Annotated in this window: 13 protein-coding genes and 4 tRNA genes; 10 read left to right on the top strand and 7 right to left on the bottom strand. The window is 60.7% G+C overall.

The window, feature by feature from the left end; genetic code table 11:
* Positions 1–35: 35 nt before the first annotated feature.
* Genes CKW29_RS17945 through thiO form a run of 3 tightly spaced genes read left to right on the top strand, consistent with a single transcriptional unit; the run spans position 36 to position 1,948 of the window.
* Entirely contained in the window at positions 36–374 is a 339-nt protein-coding gene (locus CKW29_RS17945) for a hypothetical protein (RefSeq protein WP_095148909.1), read from the top strand.
* Positions 375–389: 15 nt separating this feature from the next.
* Positions 390–791 carry a type IV pilin protein gene (locus tag CKW29_RS17940; protein WP_095145485.1) on the top strand — a complete coding sequence of 134 codons (402 nt, stop codon included), beginning with the start codon at positions 390–392 and terminating at the stop codon, positions 789–791.
* A 56-nt stretch (positions 792–847) separates the two neighbouring features.
* Positions 848–1,948, top strand: a complete 1,101-nt coding sequence (thiO, locus tag CKW29_RS17935; protein ID WP_095145486.1) for a glycine oxidase ThiO — start codon at positions 848–850, stop codon at positions 1,946–1,948.
* 150 nt (positions 1,949–2,098) lie between these two features.
* On the opposite strand, the gene CKW29_RS17930 is transcribed toward thiO, so the two are convergent.
* The 3 genes from CKW29_RS17930 to CKW29_RS17920 all read right to left on the bottom strand — a co-directional run bounded on the left by CKW29_RS17930 (position 2,099) and on the right by CKW29_RS17920 (position 5,061).
* Complete coding sequence (locus CKW29_RS17930; RefSeq protein ID WP_095145534.1) at positions 2,099–3,433, bottom strand: sigma-54 dependent transcriptional regulator; 1,335 nt, start codon at positions 3,431–3,433, stop codon at positions 2,099–2,101.
* A gap of 252 nt (positions 3,434–3,685) precedes the next feature.
* Positions 3,686–3,919, bottom strand: a complete 234-nt coding sequence (locus CKW29_RS17925; protein WP_095145487.1) for a PP0621 family protein — start codon at positions 3,917–3,919, stop codon at positions 3,686–3,688.
* A gap of 125 nt (positions 3,920–4,044) precedes the next feature.
* The gene (locus CKW29_RS17920; RefSeq protein ID WP_095145488.1) at positions 4,045–5,061 is read right to left on the bottom strand and encodes an outer membrane protein assembly factor BamD; all 1,017 of its coding nucleotides are present in this window, start codon (positions 5,059–5,061) and stop codon (positions 4,045–4,047) included.
* A gap of 151 nt (positions 5,062–5,212) precedes the next feature.
* Here CKW29_RS17920 and rluD point away from each other — a divergent pair, with 151 nt between their 5' ends.
* The 7 genes from rluD to CKW29_RS17885 all read left to right on the top strand — a co-directional run bounded on the left by rluD (position 5,213) and on the right by CKW29_RS17885 (position 10,449).
* Positions 5,213–6,175 (top strand): 23S rRNA pseudouridine(1911/1915/1917) synthase RluD, encoded by a 963-nt coding sequence (gene rluD / locus CKW29_RS17915; RefSeq protein WP_093230124.1) that lies wholly within the window; start codon positions 5,213–5,215, stop codon positions 6,173–6,175.
* Positions 6,172–6,897 (top strand): peptidoglycan editing factor PgeF, encoded by a 726-nt coding sequence (gene pgeF, locus CKW29_RS17910; RefSeq protein ID WP_095145489.1) that lies wholly within the window; start codon positions 6,172–6,174, stop codon positions 6,895–6,897. The genes rluD and pgeF overlap by 4 nt, the downstream gene beginning before the upstream one ends.
* Before the next feature lie 129 nt (positions 6,898–7,026).
* Entirely contained in the window at positions 7,027–9,591 is a 2,565-nt protein-coding gene (gene clpB, locus CKW29_RS17905; RefSeq protein ID WP_095145490.1) for an ATP-dependent chaperone ClpB, read from the top strand.
* 442 nt (positions 9,592–10,033) lie between these two features.
* A tRNA-Asn gene (locus CKW29_RS17900) sits at positions 10,034–10,109 on the top strand.
* Positions 10,110–10,118: 9 nt separating this feature from the next.
* Positions 10,119–10,195: transfer RNA gene (locus CKW29_RS17895), tRNA-Pro, on the top strand.
* A 5-nt stretch (positions 10,196–10,200) separates the two neighbouring features.
* Positions 10,201–10,276 (top strand) — tRNA-Lys (locus tag CKW29_RS17890).
* Between the two features lie 96 nt (positions 10,277–10,372).
* Positions 10,373–10,449 (top strand) — tRNA-Pro (locus tag CKW29_RS17885).
* A gap of 118 nt (positions 10,450–10,567) precedes the next feature.
* Here the strand turns inward: CKW29_RS17885 and CKW29_RS17880 are convergent.
* From CKW29_RS17880 to CKW29_RS17865, 4 genes are all read right to left on the bottom strand, one after another.
* Entirely contained in the window at positions 10,568–11,866 is a 1,299-nt protein-coding gene (locus tag CKW29_RS17880; protein ID WP_095148908.1) for an NAD(P)/FAD-dependent oxidoreductase, read from the bottom strand.
* Positions 11,867–11,926: 60 nt separating this feature from the next.
* Complete coding sequence (locus CKW29_RS17875; protein WP_095145492.1) at positions 11,927–12,100, bottom strand: DUF3094 domain-containing protein; 174 nt, start codon at positions 12,098–12,100, stop codon at positions 11,927–11,929.
* A 228-nt stretch (positions 12,101–12,328) separates the two neighbouring features.
* Positions 12,329–12,955 (bottom strand): DUF1780 domain-containing protein, encoded by a 627-nt coding sequence (locus tag CKW29_RS17870; RefSeq protein ID WP_095080799.1) that lies wholly within the window; start codon positions 12,953–12,955, stop codon positions 12,329–12,331.
* A gap of 94 nt (positions 12,956–13,049) precedes the next feature.
* Positions 13,050–15,716, bottom strand: coding sequence for an autotransporter outer membrane beta-barrel domain-containing protein (locus CKW29_RS17865; RefSeq protein WP_095148907.1), 2,667 nt, complete (start codon positions 15,714–15,716; stop codon positions 13,050–13,052).
* Positions 15,717–15,828 lie beyond the last annotated feature (112 nt).

Here is a 15,828-nt window from a genome sequence, read left to right as displayed (position 1 = left end):
TACCTTCGCTCTGGCAGTGCAAGGTAGTGCGGGGTATGCCCGCGGGCTACCAGGATGCCCGGTTCCAGGTCTGGCGGGTGAAGGGCTGGCTCATGTTCAACCTGGCAGGTGTGGCCTCATCGACGCCTTGTTGGCGTTTTGACAGCGGCAAACCGGGCGAATCCGATGCGTTCAGCGGTAAGATGCTCGACACCAACGGCGATGGTCAGGTCGACAGCGTCGACACGCCCTCCGAAGGGGTAGTCTTCATTGGTGAAATCCCGGCACTCGACGGCGAGGACGGCGAGAGCGTGAACGATTCCAGCGACGGTACGACCTCCCAGGTTGAACAGGCAGGTGGCAGCCGTCGAATCATGTGGCGACAAATACAGTAAGTGAGAGTTGAGGCAATGCGTAGATTCAACCAAGGTTTTACCCTGATCGAAATCATGATTGTGATCGCGATCATCGGGCTTGTGCTGACCATATCCGCTCCGCTGCTGACCGAGTACGTGAAGAAAACCCACCGCACCGAGATTGCCGGATTGCTGTCCGAGCAGGCGCAGACGCTTGAGCGGTTCTATTCGAAAAACTCGGTGTACACCAACGCTCCGGGGCTGAGCGCGGGCAACGAGTTCTACAGTATTACCGCGACCTTGACTGACCAGGCCTTCCTGCTGACCGCCGTGCGTAAAGCCGACGCCAGCATGGCCACTGACAAATGTGGCGATTTCACGCTGACCAACACGGGCGTGATGGGCATGAGTAACGCGGCTGACGGGTTGACCAGCAAAGATTGCTGGGGGCGCTGAGTACCTTCTTCGGGCGCACGCTGCGCCCTCTGTCTTCTTAATGGTTGGATCAGATGATGGCCAAGCAACAGCAAGTGGTGGTTGTCGGCGGCGGGGTAATTGGCCTGCTGACGGCGTTTAATCTGGCGCCCCATGTAGAGCGCGTTGTCCTGCTGGATCGCTCGGACCTTGGCCGGGAATCGTCCTGGGCCGGCGGCGGTATTGTTTCGCCGCTGTACCCGTGGCGCTACAGCCCGGCCGTCACGGCGTTGGCCCACTGGTCCCAAGACTTTTATCCACAACTGGCCGAGCAACTGTTCGCCAGTACCGGCGTCGATCCTGAAGTTCACACCACGGGCCTGTACTGGCTGGACCTGGAAGACGAAGCCGAAGCGCTGGCCTGGGCAAAACGGGAAAATCGTCCACTGAGCCCTGTGGATATCTCGGCCACCCGCGATGCCGTACCGGTGCTGGGCACAGGTTTTTCCCGGGCGATTTACATGGCGGATGTGGCCAACGTCCGTAATCCGCGCTTGGTGAAGTCCCTCAAGGCGGCATTGCTGGCGTTGCCCAACGTGACCGTTCACGAGCAGTGCGAGGTCAGCGGGTTCATTCGTGAGGGCGCTAAAGTCGTAGGCGTCGAGAGTGCGCTGGGCCCAATCCATGGCGATCAGGTGGTGCTGACCGCGGGCGCCTGGAGCGGGGACCTGCTCAAGACCCTAGGCCTGGTGCTGCCGGTCGAGCCGGTCAAGGGGCAGATGATTCTCTACAAGTGCGCGTCGGACTTCCTGTCGAGCATGGTTCTGGCCAAGGGCCGTTACGCCATTCCCCGTCGCGACGGGCATATTCTGATCGGCAGCACCCTGGAGCACGAGGGGTACGACAAGACCCCGACGCAAGACGCACTGGAAAGTCTTAAGGCCTCGGCGATCGAGCTGATCCCGGCGTTGGCGCAGGCCGAGGTGGTCGGTCATTGGGCCGGGTTGCGGCCAGGCTCTCCAGAAGGGATACCCTATATCGGCGCAGTGCCGGGGTTTTACGGGCTGTGGCTCAACTGCGGGCATTATCGCAATGGTCTGGTGCTCGCGCCGGCGTCCTGCCAGTTGTTCGCCGATGTGCTGTTGGGACGCGAACCGGTTATCGACCCAGCGCCTTATGCGCCGGCCGGTCGCCTCTAGAGGCTGCGTGGCGAGGGTGCCTGCACTTGCGGGCACCTTTCGCGACCCAAGAATCAATCTGCGGTTCTTCCAGATATACCTCGGATGCCTGCTTTGCGGCGGCTGTGCAGCCGAGCGGGAGCACGCTCCCTCGCCACGATGTGCGTGGTTTCAATCCAGGCCCAGCTTTTTGAGCCGGTAACGCAGCGAACGAAACGACAAGCTCAGCCGTTGGGCTGCCGCTGTGCGGTTCCAGCGGGTTTCCTCCAGGGTGTGCAGAATCACCTGGCGCTCGATGCGCTCCAGGTAGTGGGGGAGGTTGTCTATGTTCGTCAGGTCTGGCAAGGCGCTTTCGCGCCTGCCGTTGCCTTCTGCCAGGCGCAGGTCATCCGCCCCGATCTGTCTGTTTTCGCAGAGCGTATGCGCGCGTTCCAGCATGTTTTCCAGTTCGCGGACATTGCCCGGAAAACGGTAGCGCTTGAGTGCCTCCAGTGCTTGCGGCTGCAAGTGAGCGACCGGCAGGCTGCTCTGCGACGCGAGGCGTTCGAGCACGTGAGTGGCCAATAGCTCGATATCATCACGGCGCTCCCGCAGCGGTGGAACGCGCAGCTCAATCACGTTCAATCGATAGTACAAGTCCTGACGGAAGCGCCCGGCGGCCACCTCCGCGTCCAGATCCTTGTGTGTGGCGCAGAGTACCCGCACATCAATCGGCATTTCCTGCTGCCCGCCGATGCTGCGCACGGCCTTTTCCTGAATGGCTCGCAGCAGCTTGACCTGCATGGCCAGAGGCAGGTCGGCGACCTCATCGAGAAACAGAGTGCCTGCGTTCGCCACCTGGAACAGTCCGGGCTTGTCCTCGAGGGCGCCGCTGAAACTGCCTTTGCGATGGCCGAAGAACTCGCTTTCCATCAGCTCCGCGGGAATGGCCCCGCAATTGATGGCTACAAACGGCTGGCCGGCGCGTGAGCCTTGATCGTGAATCAATCGGGCGACCAGCTCCTTGCCGCTGCCGGACTCACCGCTGATGTACACCGGGGCCTGACTGTGGGCCAGTTTGTCGATCTGTTTGCGCAAGCTGCGCATGGGCAGCGAGTCCCCGAGCAAGCGCCGCTCGAGGGGTTGAGCAATGCCGGCCGGCTGGCGCACTGCGCGGACCACAAGCTCTCGCAGCCGTACAAGGTCCACGGGCTTGGTCAGAAAGTCGAAAGCCCCGGCTTTCAGGGCGTTGATGGCGATTTCCAGGCTACCGTTGGCGCTGATCATCGCCACCGGCAGTTGTGGATGGCGCTGTTGGATGTGTTGCACCAGTTCCAGGCCCGTACCGTCGGGCAGCGGCATGTCGGTCAGGCACAGGTCGAATCGCTGGTGGCTGAGCAGGCTTCGGGCTTCACTGACATTGCGGGCGGTCGAGGTGTCGAGTTTCATTCGACCCAGGGCTATTTCGAGGAATTGGCGAATGTCCGGTTCGTCATCAACGATCAGGACTCTTGGCGCTGGGGGCATCTTCAACGTTGTGTCCATCCATGGGCTAACGTTTGCCGGCGACGGGAAGGCCGCGAGGGGTGTTCTATCGCCCGATTCATTCGATGACTGTGACCGTGAGTAATCTGTCTCAGACGCCGATCCGATTCCTTCAGTTCCTCAGCCTGTTCACTCTCTGTGCCGGGCGGTCGACGCCAGCAGGTCGATTGCGGTGTTCATTGGGGTGCCTGCCGTCGGTCGGGGCAGGCGGCAGGGGCGAGCAATCGTGCAGGTTCAGCGATCACCGGGGCCAGGGCCTTGCTCAAGATGAGCCTGGCTGCAATACCACTGCTGGTGCAGGCTCAGCGCGCGGTCGCGAGGCAGATGCACGCCACAATGGGCACAGCGGACCATGGGCGGTGCGTTTTGCTCGCTCGGCGGCTGGGTGGTATTGGTGGGGCGCTTGAGCTTGCGCCAGAGCCATACTGCAGCAGTAATCAATGCAATCCAGAACAGTAAACGAAGCATGGTGAACCGCTATTCGACGAATGTTTTGCCAGTTTAGCCAAGGACTCATCCAGCGCACAGCGCTATAAAACCCGGAAATAAAAAAGGGAGACTCGAAAGTCTCCCTCTGGTGCCTCGGGCGGGTATCAGTCGAATACGCCGAAGGTCATGTAGCTGAACCACGAGCGGTCGTCGTTGTTGCCTTCCGCTTCGTGCTGCTCTTCTTCGGCAGCATCGCCGTCTTGAGGTTTGAGCTCGGGCGGAATGGCGTCCTTGGCGTTCTGATACTGGCGCATGATGTCCTGGTTGGCGCGGGTTTCACCCGGCGGCAGCGGCGGACGGGACTCGATCAGGCCCAGGGTGACCTTGCTGGCCCACGAACGGTTGTCGGCTTCGGCAACCCGGGGTACGAACTGACCATCCACCAGGCTTGGGTGGTTCGGGTAGTTCAGCTTCAGGGTTTCGAGGCTGGTGCTGGCCAGTTCGTCCAGGTGCAGGCGCTGGTAGGACTCGACCATCACGGCCAGGCCGTCACCGACCGACGGGGTTTCCTGGAAGTTCTCCACCACATAGCGGCCACGGTTGGCGGCGGCGACATAGGCCTGGCGGGTCAGGTAGTAGTCGGCTACGTGGATTTCGTAGGCCGCCAGCAGGTTACGCAGATAAATCATGCGTTGCTTGGCGTCCGGCGCATAGCGGCTGTTCGGGTAACGGCTGGTGAGCTGGGCGAACTCGTTGTACGAGTCACGTGCGGCGCCCGGGTCACGCTTGGTCATGTCCAGCGGCAGGAAGCGCGCCAGCAGGCCGACATCCTGGTCAAACGAAGTCAGGCCCTTGAGGTAGTAGGCATAATCGACGTTCGGGTGCTGCGGGTGCAGACGGATGAAACGCTCGGCGGCAGACTTGGCAGCCTCGGGTTCGGCGTTCTTGTAGTTGGCATAAATCAGTTCAAGCTGGGCCTGATCCGCATAGCGACCGAACGGATAGCGCGACTCCAGAGCCTTGAGCTTGGCGGTGGCGCTGGTGTAGCTGTTGTTGTCCAGATCGGTCTGAGCCTGCTGGTACAGCTCGACTTCGCTGAGGTTTTCGTCTACGACTTCCTTCGACGAGCAAGCAGCGGTCAATGCGAGGATGGCGATCAGCAGCAGGTGTTTCACTTGCATGGCGGCTTGCGTCCCTATGACGGCCGCTGTCTTGGGCGGGGCCGTCCTGTTATGATGAGTGCCCCGTTGAATAGCCTCGGGGCAAAAGACGCCGTATTTAACCACAAGCGCGCAGCCGAAACCAAAGGCTGTGCCGACGCCTAGTCTGAGCATGTCCGATAAAATTGAACTCCGCGCAGAGGTGCCGTCCGAATTGGGCGGCCAACGCCTCGACCAAGTCGCTGCACAACTATTCGCTGAGCACTCGCGCTCGCGCCTTTCCGCCTGGATCAAAGACGGCCGCCTGACTGTGGATGGAGCGGTTATCCGCCCGCGAGACATCGTCCACGGCGGTGCCATCCTCGAGCTGACTGCCGAGCAGGAAGCTCAGGGCGAATGGGTCGCTCAAGACATCGCTCTGGACATCGTCTATGAAGATGACGACATCCTGGTGATCAACAAGCCTGCCGGGCTGGTGGTGCATCCTGCCGCCGGTCACGCCGATGGCACGTTGCTCAATGCCTTGCTGCACCACGTGCCGGACATCATCAATGTGCCGCGCGCCGGTATCGTGCACCGTCTGGACAAGGACACCACCGGCTTGATGGTGGTGGCCAAGACCATTCAGGCGCAGACGCAACTGGTTACACAGTTGCAGAGCCGCAGCGTCAGCCGGATCTACGAGTGCATCGTGATCGGCGTGGTCACCGCGGGCGGCAAGATCAACGCGCCCATCGGTCGTCACGGCCAGCAACGCCAGCGCATGGCGGTGATGGAAGGCGGCAAGCAGGCGGTGAGTCATTACCGCGTGCTCGAACGCTTCCGCTCCCACACTCATGTGCGGGTCAAGCTGGAAACCGGTCGTACGCACCAGATTCGCGTGCACATGGCCCACATCAACTTCCCGTTGGTCGGAGACCCTGCCTACGGCGGCCGTTTCCGTATTCCACCGGCAGCCAATCCAACCATGGTCGAGTCCCTGAAAAACTTCCCGCGTCAGGCGCTGCATGCGCGTTTCCTGGAACTGGATCACCCGACCACGGGCAAGCGCATGAGCTGGGAGTCGCCATTGCCGGAAGATTTCGTCTGGTTGCTGACGCTGCTCAAGCAGGACCGTGAGGCGTTCATCGGATGATGGACTGGCTGATTCCTGACTGGCCCGCGCCGGCCGGGGTCAAAGCCTGTGTCACCACCCGTGCGGGCGGCGTCAGCCTGGCGCCGTTCGATAGCCTCAACCTGGGCGATCACGTCGACGACAACCCCGTGGCGGTGGCCGAGAATCGCCGTCGCCTGACCGAGCACTTCGCTATTCAACCGGCCTGGTTGCAGCAGGTTCACGGGATTGTCGTGGCGCACGCCGACCCGGCGGTGGTCGCCACGGCGGACGCCAGCTGGACGGCCACGCCCGGGATCGCCTGTACGGCGATGACGGCGGATTGCCTGCCGGTGTTGTTCTGCGACCGTGCCGGTACTCGCGTCGCCGCGGCCCATGCCGGTTGGCGCGGGCTGGCGGCGGGTGTGCTGGAAGCCACGCTCGACAGCCTGGCGGTGGAGCCGGCGCAGGTCATGGTCTGGCTCGGCCCGGCCATTGGCCCGAAAGCCTTTGAGGTCGGCCCGGAAGTTCGCGACGTTTTCATTGCGCAGCTGCCGCAAGCGAGCGGGGCTTTTGTGCCCAGCCACAATGCGGGCAAATTCATGGCTGACATTTACCTGCTGGCGCGCCTGCGTCTGGCGGCGTGCGGTGTCACGGCCGTCTACGGTGGCGGTTTGTGTACCGTGACCGATCCTCGCTTCTTCTCTTACCGCCGCGCGCCTCGCACGGGTCGGTTTGCCTCCCTGATCTGGCTGGAACGCTAGACTCTTCTGATCTGTATCAACTGTACGACGCTTGAATCCCCCAGAATCGACCGCATCTAGTGAGGTATCTGGCAGGTTTCTCTATTTAGGTGTGTCCATCGCTCCGGCCTGCTCAAAGGAAGGTGACCAATGCGTATAGACCGTTTAACCAGCAAATTACAGTTAGCGTTATCCGATGCCCAATCCCTGGCCGTAGGCCTCGATCATCCAGGCATCGAACCTGCGCACCTGATGCAAGCGCTGCTTGAGCAGCAAGGCGGCTCAATCAAGCCGTTGCTGATGCAAGTGGGCTTCGACGTCAACAGCCTGCGCAAAGCGTTGAGCAAAGAGCTCGACCAGTTGCCAAAAATCCAGAACCCCACCGGCGACGTGAACATGTCGCAGGACCTGGCGCGCCTGCTCAACCAAGCCGATCGCCTGGCCCAGCAGAAGGGTGACCAGTTCATCTCCAGCGAACTGGTGTTGCTCGCGGCCATGGACGAGAACAGTAAGCTCGGCAAGTTGCTGCTCGGCCAGGGTGTCAGCAAGAAAGCCCTGGAGAATGCGATCAATAACCTGCGCGGCGGCGAGGCGGTGAATGACCCCAATGCCGAGGAGTCGCGCCAGGCACTGGACAAATACACGGTCGACCTGACCAAGCGCGCCGAAGACGGCAAGCTCGATCCGGTGATTGGCCGTGACGACGAGATTCGCCGGACTATTCAGGTCCTGCAGCGCCGTACCAAGAACAACCCGGTGCTGATCGGTGAGCCAGGCGTGGGTAAAACCGCGATTGCCGAAGGCCTGGCCCAGCGCATCATTAATGGTGAGGTGCCGGACGGCCTCAAAGGCAAGCGTCTGCTCTCGCTGGATATGGGCGCGCTGATTGCCGGTGCCAAGTACCGTGGCGAGTTCGAGGAGCGCCTCAAAGGCTTGCTCAATGAACTGTCGAAGCAGGAAGGGCAGATCATTCTGTTCATCGACGAGCTGCACACCATGGTCGGCGCTGGCAAGGGCGAAGGCTCGATGGACGCCGGCAACATGCTCAAGCCGGCCCTGGCCCGTGGTGAGTTGCATTGCGTGGGTGCGACCACGCTCAACGAGTACCGCCAATATATAGAGAAGGACGCGGCCCTCGAGCGGCGCTTCCAGAAAGTACTGGTGGATGAGCCGAGTGAAGAAGACACCATTGCGATCCTGCGTGGCCTGAAAGAGCGCTACGAGGTTCACCACAAGGTGGCGATCACCGACGGTGCGATCATCGCGGCGGCCAAGTTGAGCCATCGCTACATTACCGATCGCCAGTTGCCGGATAAGGCCATCGACCTGGTCGATGAGGCCGCCAGCCGCATTCGGATGGAGATCGACTCCAAGCCGGAAGTGCTGGATCGCCTGGAGCGTCGGCTGATTCAGCTCAAGGTCGAATCCCAGGCCTTGAAGAAAGAGGACGACGAAGCAGCGATCAAGCGCCTGGAGAAATTGCAGGAAGAGATTGTTCGACTGGAGCGTGAGTATTCCGACCTGGAAGAAATCTGGACCTCGGAAAAAGCCGAAGTGCAGGGCTCCGCGCAGATCCAGCAAAAAATCGAACAGTCCCGCCAGGAACTGGAAACAGCGCGTCGCAAGGGTGACCTGAACCGCATGGCCGAGTTGCAGTACGGGGTGATCCCGGATCTGGAGCGCAGCCTGCAAATGGTCGACCAGCATGGCAAGAGCGAAAACCAGTTGCTGCGTAGCAAGGTGACTGAAGAAGAGATCGCCGAGGTCGTGTCGAAATGGACCGGCATCCCGGTGTCGAAGATGCTCGAAGGCGAGCGCGACAAACTGCTGAAGATGGAAAGCCTGTTGCACCAGCGTGTGATTGGCCAGAACGAGGCGGTCGTGGCAGTGGCCAACGCCGTGCGGCGTTCCCGCGCCGGGTTGTCCGACCCGAATCGCCCAAGCGGCTCATTCATGTTCCTGGGCCCTACCGGGGTGGGCAAGACGGAGCTGTGCAAGGCCCTGGCCGAGTTCCTCTTCGATACCGAAGAGGCGATGGTACGAATCGACATGTCCGAGTTCATGGAGAAACACTCGGTGGCCCGCTTGATCGGCGCACCACCAGGCTATGTGGGCTATGAAGAGGGCGGTTACCTGACCGAGGCGGTGCGTCGCAAGCCTTACTCGGTGATCCTCCTGGACGAGGTCGAGAAGGCCCACCCGGACGTGTTCAACGTGTTGCTGCAAGTGCTGGAAGACGGCCGCCTGACGGACAGCCATGGGCGCACCGTGGACTTCCGCAATACGGTGATCGTCATGACCTCCAACCTGGGGTCGGTACAGATCCAGGAACTGGTGGGTGATCGTGAAGCGCAACGTGCGGCGGTGATGGATGCGGTATCGACGCACTTCCGTCCGGAGTTCATCAACCGTATCGATGAAGTAGTGATCTTCGAGCCTCTGGCCCGTGATCAGATTGCCGGCATCACCGAAATCCAGTTGGGCCGCCTGCGCAGCCGTCTGGCCGAGCGCGAACTGAGTCTGGCGCTGAGCAGTGAGGCGCTGGATAAGTTGATTGCGGTGGGTTACGACCCGGTTTATGGCGCACGGCCGCTCAAACGAGCGATCCAGCGCTGGATCGAGAACCCGTTGGCACAGCTGATCCTGTCCGGCAGTTTCCTGCCAGGCAGCAGCGTGACGGCCACTGTTGCGAACGACGAGATCGTTTTCAACTGACCGTTTGCCCAGCGTTAATGGAGGAGGCCCCGCATTGCGGGGCCTTTTTTATAGGAGCGAGCACGCTCGCGATGGACTCAAGAGCAACGCGTTGAGTCAGAAAGTACGCATTATCGTTAACGCCCATCGCGAGCGCTCGAGCGTCGACCGGCTGCTCCTATAAGGGTTGACCTTCGTTTAGCAGACCTTTTTTTTCTTAGGGTGTTGAACTGTAAGGAAAAGGCTTGTAAAGTGCGCCCCGCAGTAAGTCGCTCCAAGGGTTTCTTCTCCCCAAGAAGAAATCTGAAATAAGTTGCAAATCAGTGTCTTGAAAGCAATTTAGGGGGTTGACAGAGGTGTTTAAGGTTGTAGAATAGCGCGCCTCAGACACACGAACGCAGCGATGCGAACAGGTCGAAGAGAGTGCAGTAAAGCGTCAAATGTTGTAATTGAAATATGTAGTTCCGTGATAGCTCAGTCGGTAGAGCAAATGACTGTTAATCATTGGGTCCCAGGTTCGAGTCCTGGTCACGGAGCCAATTTCAAACCGGGGTATAGCGCAGTCCGGTAGCGCGCCTGCTTTGGGAGCAGGATGTCAGGAGTTCGAATCCCCTTACCCCGACCATTTTTGGGTCGTTAGCTCAGTTGGTAGAGCAGTTGGCTTTTAACCAATTGGTCGTAGGTTCGAATCCCACACGACCCACCATTTTTGAAACCAGTTAACGCTGGAATCGAATCTTAAGATCAGAGGCCAAAAGCACTGATCGAAGAAGGCGCCTTTTAAAAGGTGCCTTTTTTTTACCGGGGTATAGCGCAGTCCGGTAGCGCGCCTGCTTTGGGAGCAGGATGTCAGGAGTTCGAATCCCCTTACCCCGACCATATTAAAAATCCTCGTATCGAAAGATACGGGGATTTTTTTTGTCTGCTGAAAAGCGATCCTCCCGGCGATGAAAATAAAATGTGGGAGCGAACAAGCTCGCTCCCACGCAGGATTGAGTCAGTGCAGCTTCAGCCGCGGCTCGGTCCCGCGTCCGATCTTGCTGCCCAGCATCAGCATTGCCGTGCGGAACGGTCCGTACAGCGCCATCTGGTGCATGCGGTACAGCGACACGTAGAACATCCGCGCCAACCAGCCCTCGAGCATCACGCTGCCGGTGAGGTTGCCCATCAAGTTACCCACAGCCGAAAAACGCGACAACGAGATCAGCGAACCGTAATCGGTGTATTTGTAGCTCGGCAGGGGCTTGCCCTCGATCCGCAGTTTCAGCGACTTTGCCAGCAGCGAGGCTTGCTGGTGGGCGGCCTGGGCCCGTGGCGGCACATTGCGATCGGTGCCGGGTTGCGGGCACGCGGCGCAATCACCGAAGGCGAAAATATTCTCGTCGCGGGTGGTTTGCAGGGTTGGCAACACGTGCAGTTGGTTGATGCGGTTGGTTTCCAGGCCGTCGATGTCCTTGAGGAAGCCCGGTGCGCGTATGCCTGCTGCCCAGACTTTCAGGCTGGCATTGATTGTTTTGCCATCAGCCGTGATCAGGCTGTCAGCCGTCACTTCGCTGACCGCCGCATTGGTCATGACATTGACCCCGAGTTTCTCCAGGGTTTTATGCACAGGCCCACCGATACGCTCGGGCAGGGCGGGCAATACCCGTGGCCCGGCCTCGATCAGGGTGATGTGCATGTTTTCCGGCTTGATCCGGTCCAGGCCATAGGCTGCCAGCTCATGGGCCGCGTTGTGCAGTTCGGCGGCCAGTTCGACCCCTGTGGCGCCCGCGCCGACGATGGCCACGCTGATTTGCTCGACCTGGTCGGTCTGTCCGGCGTGGGCGCGCAGGTAGTGGTTGAGCAGCTGTTGATGGAAGCGTTCGGCCTGCTTGCGGGTGTCGAGGAACAGGCAGTGTTGCGCCGCGCCCAGGGTGCCGAAGTCGTTGGTGGTGCTGCCGACTGAAATCACCAGCGAGTCGTAGGCCACTTCACGGGCCGGAACCAGTTCCAGGCCGTGTTCGTCGTAGGTCGCGGCCAGCTGGATTTTTTTCTGTGCCCGATCGAGCCCGCTCATGCGCCCGAGCTGGAACTCGAAGTGGTTCCATTTGGCCTGGGCAACATAGTTGAGTTCATCTTCGGAGGAGTTCAGGGAACCGGCGGCCACTTCATGCAGCAGGGGTTTCCAGATGTGGGTCAGGTTCGCGTCGACCAGCATTACGCTGGCCGTGCCGCGTTTACCCAGAGTCTTACCCAGACGGGTAGCCAACTCCAGGCCGCCGGCGCCGCCGCCAACGATGACAATACGATGAGTCATGGGGATATCTCGCAAGGCTAAAAGAAATCGGTGCAATTACCCGAGCGAGCGCTACGCGGCTCATAGCGTCAGGTAACTGATAAGACGGCTCAACAGGCCCAGGCCAATGGTCACTGCCAGCACCACCACCAGGAGCATCCACGGCCGGAAAGGCCGGCGCTCGACTCGGTGCTGGGACAGTTGCAGGTACTCTTCGACATGCTGTTGGTCGTCGGGGTTCAGGCGGCTGGTCATATAAGGCCTCGTCAGGTAGACGTTGCTAAATGTATGGAAGCTACAGCGCGCAGCCAGGTTATACGCTGGTCGGCATTGGACGGAGCATAGCCGCTCGCGGGCAGGGGGCCGATGCACAGGGTGTCACCCAGGCGAATGTTGCCACTTTGTAACATTGCAGCGCTGATTGCACCATGTCCGCCCCCTGAACGTGTCGACAATCTGTCGGCACTCAGTCCGGCATAGGGCTCACAGACTGATTCCGACGTCGAAGACAATGCTGCGGCCCAGGTTGCCGCGCAGAAAGTCCGGGGCGTCGGGGTGGGCAAACAACACGCGGGCGAAGGTCGGACCGACCAGTGACAACGAGCGCCAGCCCTGGCGCAGGTATTCGGTGGGGGGCGGGAAGTGGCTGTTGAGGTCCAGTACTTCGCGCTTGAGGCTGGCGAAGGCGATGATGTCCAGTTCGCCCAGGTCCATGCCGCGTTCTTTGTAGTTGTGCGCTTTTTTGCGCAAGGTTGGCGCCAATCGCAACAAGAACTCGTTGGCCGGAATGCGCCTGGGCTTGGCTTCGCGGCGCACCAGTTGGCTCAGGGAGAAGGCGCTGCGCCGACGTTGCAGTTCGTCGCGCCACTCGTCATTGAGCCGTCGGCCTTCGTCGAGCACGAAGAAGACTTCGAAATTGGCCTCGCGAAACAGCACGTCTGGCGGCTCGCCCGCCGGGCTGAACTCGTCGGCGCGGTAGGGGATGTTCAAGCCTTGCAGCAGGCGTTGGCAGACCCAACGCTCACGCTCCCATTTGCGGGCATTGGAAAGGAAGGCGTTGGCTTGCTCGGCCGCGATGGTCAGCAGGCGTAAGTAGTCTGAGTCATCCATAGGCCAAGCTTAGCGCCCAAATGCAATCGCAAAGAAGACATTTGTCGTATCCGCCCGGCCAGATGGGTCCGTCGGCGTGCCGCCGCTTGAGGCGCTACCAACTCATACGCAGTCCCAGAGTGCCGGAGACACCGTCCATATCGTTGCTGTCCAGATGGGTGTTGTAGTCGACGCTCGTGTAGACGCTGACGCTTGACGATAGTTTGGCCACCAGTCCCAGGCCAAGGTTGGCGGTGGATGATTCATGCTCGCTCTTGATCCGGTCTGCACCGTCGTAGGTCACCGTGTCGTAACCACCAAACGTTTTCCAGGCATTGGCTCTCAGGTAAGGCTCCAGCGGGATATTCTGCACCCGGTAGTGGCCCTTGAGACGAGCACCGAGACGGCCCGTCCAGTAGTCCTGGGAATCGAACGAGACTTTGGAAATACCGTCATTCTGGTTATCCAGATCAATCTGCTGGTGGATCACCTGGACCTGGGGTTCGACGGCCCAGTTTTCCGATACGGCCATCGGATAACCGGCCTCCAGTGACAGCGCCAGCGCATCGCCTTCTGTGTCCATTTTCACCCCGCGCTCGGAGCGGTTGTCGCCATCCAGGCGTGACCACATGGCGACGGCGTCGACATAGCCATTGCTTGAATCAATCAGGGTCCAGTAGGCGCCGACATGATCGCCGTCGAGTTTCACCCGGCCCGAACGTCGATCCTGGAAGCCTTCGGCAAAGCCGTCGACATTGCCCTGCAGGTGGCTGTGACCCACGAAGAAGCCGAAGCGCTGGAGTTGCCCGCCACCGTTCTGTGACGCATACAGGTCATGACCGATCTGGAAACCCTGGAGCGAGCCGTCGAAACGGGGAGACACGGTGCCGGACCAGCTCTTTTGCAAATCACTGCCATAAGCCCGGCCCCAGCCTGCGGGGACCGCGCCGGTTTCAGTCAACAAGCTTTGCTCGCCCTGGCGTTCATGGAACGTGCCGAGTGCCTGCAGGGTCATCAGTTGGGCGGCAGGGATCACCACGGAGTACACCGGTACTTCCAGGCGATACAACGGAATCGGATCCGCGCCGGCTACTGCTGTCGGTACGGGTGGGGTGGTGGCGGCAGGCACTGGCGAGCTTTCAGCGACAAGCTGGGTAGGGGCGGGCGTGGCTGGCTCTTCGGGTGCGACAGGTCGCGCGGTCGGTGGCTCGATTGGCGGCTCATCTGGATCAACAATCAGAACAGGCGGCGCCACGGGTGGCGGGGCGGGAGGCACTGCGGGGGGAGGGTTCACCACCGGCGGGACGGTGGGGGGCGGGACGGCCACCACTGATGAGCGCAGGTACCAGCTGTTTTCCGAGCCGGCTGTGACCCCGCCTTTGAACAGGTAGTACTGATACGCCCCGGCCGACAGTGAGCCCTTCAGGGCGAAGGCATCGTTGCTGCTGATGGCGCCATTTTGCGCCTGCACTACCTGGATGCCGTTCTGCCGGGTCAACCCGCCCAGACCGCCCAGATTGCTGATGCCCAGCTGGGTATTGCCGCTGAGGGTGCCTTGGGAGACCACGAGTTTGTCGCTGGCCGCGTTGTCGTCGCCGAGTACCGTTTGCAGCAGCAACTGTCCGTTCTGGCCGACGTAGTTGCCGTGCACCGTCAGCGAGTCGGTTGTGCTGTTGCTGCCGGTGGTCATGTCGATGCTGCCGGCGTTGTTCAGTGTCGCCAGCCCGCCTGCGGTATAGGGCCGGACACTGCCCCGGGTGACCGCCATGACGCTGCTGTCATCGATGGCGAAGGTACCGGTTGCGGTTGCACTGTCACCGATAAAAAAGTCCCCGGCCAGAGCAAAGTGCGAGTGGTTGTTCAGCGCGACGTTCTCCCAGCCAAGGTAGCGCGAGGCCCCCGCCGAGGTGGTGTTGTCGAAGGTCAGGCGGTCATTGCCCATCCCGCCATCCAGTGACGGGCTCAAGGCCAGCGTGCTTTCGCTCAGTTGGCTGAGCAAGGCTATGTCGTCGCCATCGCCCATCAGTATGTCCGAGGTGATCTGGCCGCCGGTCCAGGTGAGGCTGTCGTTGCCGACGCTGGCGCGTATTTGCCCGGAAATCACTCCACCCGTGATGGTAATGCTGTCGTCGCCACCGCTGACACTGACATTGCCACCGATGCTGCCGCCAGAAACGATGATGGTGTCCTGGCCGAATGCGGTGACAAGATTACCCAGAATGCTGCCGCCAGACAGCTCGAAGATGTTGTTGTCCAGCTTCATGTCCACCCGGCCGATGGTACCGCCAGTCATCTTCGCCACATCGCCATCTTCGAAGGCCTTGACTATAGTGCCAGCGGTCATGAGAAATGTATCTCGGCTGTCGCCTTGAGCCAGGGACTGAACCTGCCCCCCATTCATCACGAAGTCATCAATGCCATTGCCCTGTAGCACTGCGCCGCCGATCTGGCCGGCGTTGATGTACAGGCTGTCCTGGCCATCGCCTTGATCGAGCGAGCCAGTGAGGACGCCGGAGCTCATCAACACCCGGTCGGCACCGGCCCCGAAGCGGACGTTGCCGTTGATGACGCCGCTGCCATTGGCCGGGAAGGTCAGGCTGTTGTTGCCTGAGAGGTCGCTCAGCGAACTGCCGGTGCCGATGTCACAGACATAGCTGCTGTCACCGGTCCCGGGCGTCAGCGTACAGGCCGCATGAGCCGGGAAGCTGGTGAGTATCAGTAGTGAAGTGGGCAGAGCAAAGACAGATGGCAGGTTCCTGATATGTCTGAAGTGAGAACGCATGGCCTATCCCTGTTGGATTAATGACAGATCGTCCTGATCCTGAACAGGGCCCAAGCGGTGCCACTGAAACCACCCAAACCTGTGACCTGACAACGTGCAACGGCTGCTCCGT

This window comes from Pseudomonas sp. Irchel s3a18, assembly GCF_900187535.1.
In the GTDB taxonomy this organism is placed as follows: Bacteria; Pseudomonadota; Gammaproteobacteria; order Pseudomonadales; family Pseudomonadaceae; genus Aquipseudomonas.
Note: the sequence above shows the minus strand (reverse complement) of the source record. Positions and strands in the feature narration are given on the sequence as shown.

Bases quoted from the DNA above. Each gene is read 5' to 3' on its own strand.
- CKW29_RS17880 (WP_095148908.1), bottom strand. From the start codon at position 11,866: ATGACTCATCGTATTGTCATCGTTGGCGGCGGCGCCGGCGGCCTGGAG.
- CKW29_RS17925 (WP_095145487.1), bottom strand. From the start codon at position 3,919: ATGCTTCGTTTACTGTTCTGGATTGCATTGATTACTGCTGCAGTATGG.
- thiO (WP_095145486.1), top strand. From the start codon at position 848: ATGGCCAAGCAACAGCAAGTGGTGGTTGTCGGCGGCGGGGTAATTGGC.
- CKW29_RS17945 (WP_095148909.1), top strand. From the start codon at position 36: ATGCCCGCGGGCTACCAGGATGCCCGGTTCCAGGTCTGGCGGGTGAAG.
- rluD (WP_093230124.1), top strand. From the start codon at position 5,213: ATGTCCGATAAAATTGAACTCCGCGCAGAGGTGCCGTCCGAATTGGGC.
- CKW29_RS17930 (WP_095145534.1), bottom strand. From the start codon at position 3,433: ATGCCCCCAGCGCCAAGAGTCCTGATCGTTGATGACGAACCGGACATT.
- CKW29_RS17920 (WP_095145488.1), bottom strand. From the start codon at position 5,061: ATGCAAGTGAAACACCTGCTGCTGATCGCCATCCTCGCATTGACCGCT.
- CKW29_RS17875 (WP_095145492.1), bottom strand. From the start codon at position 12,100: ATGACCAGCCGCCTGAACCCCGACGACCAACAGCATGTCGAAGAGTAC.
- CKW29_RS17940 (WP_095145485.1), top strand. From the start codon at position 390: ATGCGTAGATTCAACCAAGGTTTTACCCTGATCGAAATCATGATTGTG.
- CKW29_RS17865 (WP_095148907.1), bottom strand. From the start codon at position 15,716: ATGCGTTCTCACTTCAGACATATCAGGAACCTGCCATCTGTCTTTGCT.
- clpB (WP_095145490.1), top strand. From the start codon at position 7,027: ATGCGTATAGACCGTTTAACCAGCAAATTACAGTTAGCGTTATCCGAT.
- pgeF (WP_095145489.1), top strand. From the start codon at position 6,172: ATGATGGACTGGCTGATTCCTGACTGGCCCGCGCCGGCCGGGGTCAAA.
- CKW29_RS17870 (WP_095080799.1), bottom strand. From the start codon at position 12,955: ATGGATGACTCAGACTACTTACGCCTGCTGACCATCGCGGCCGAGCAA.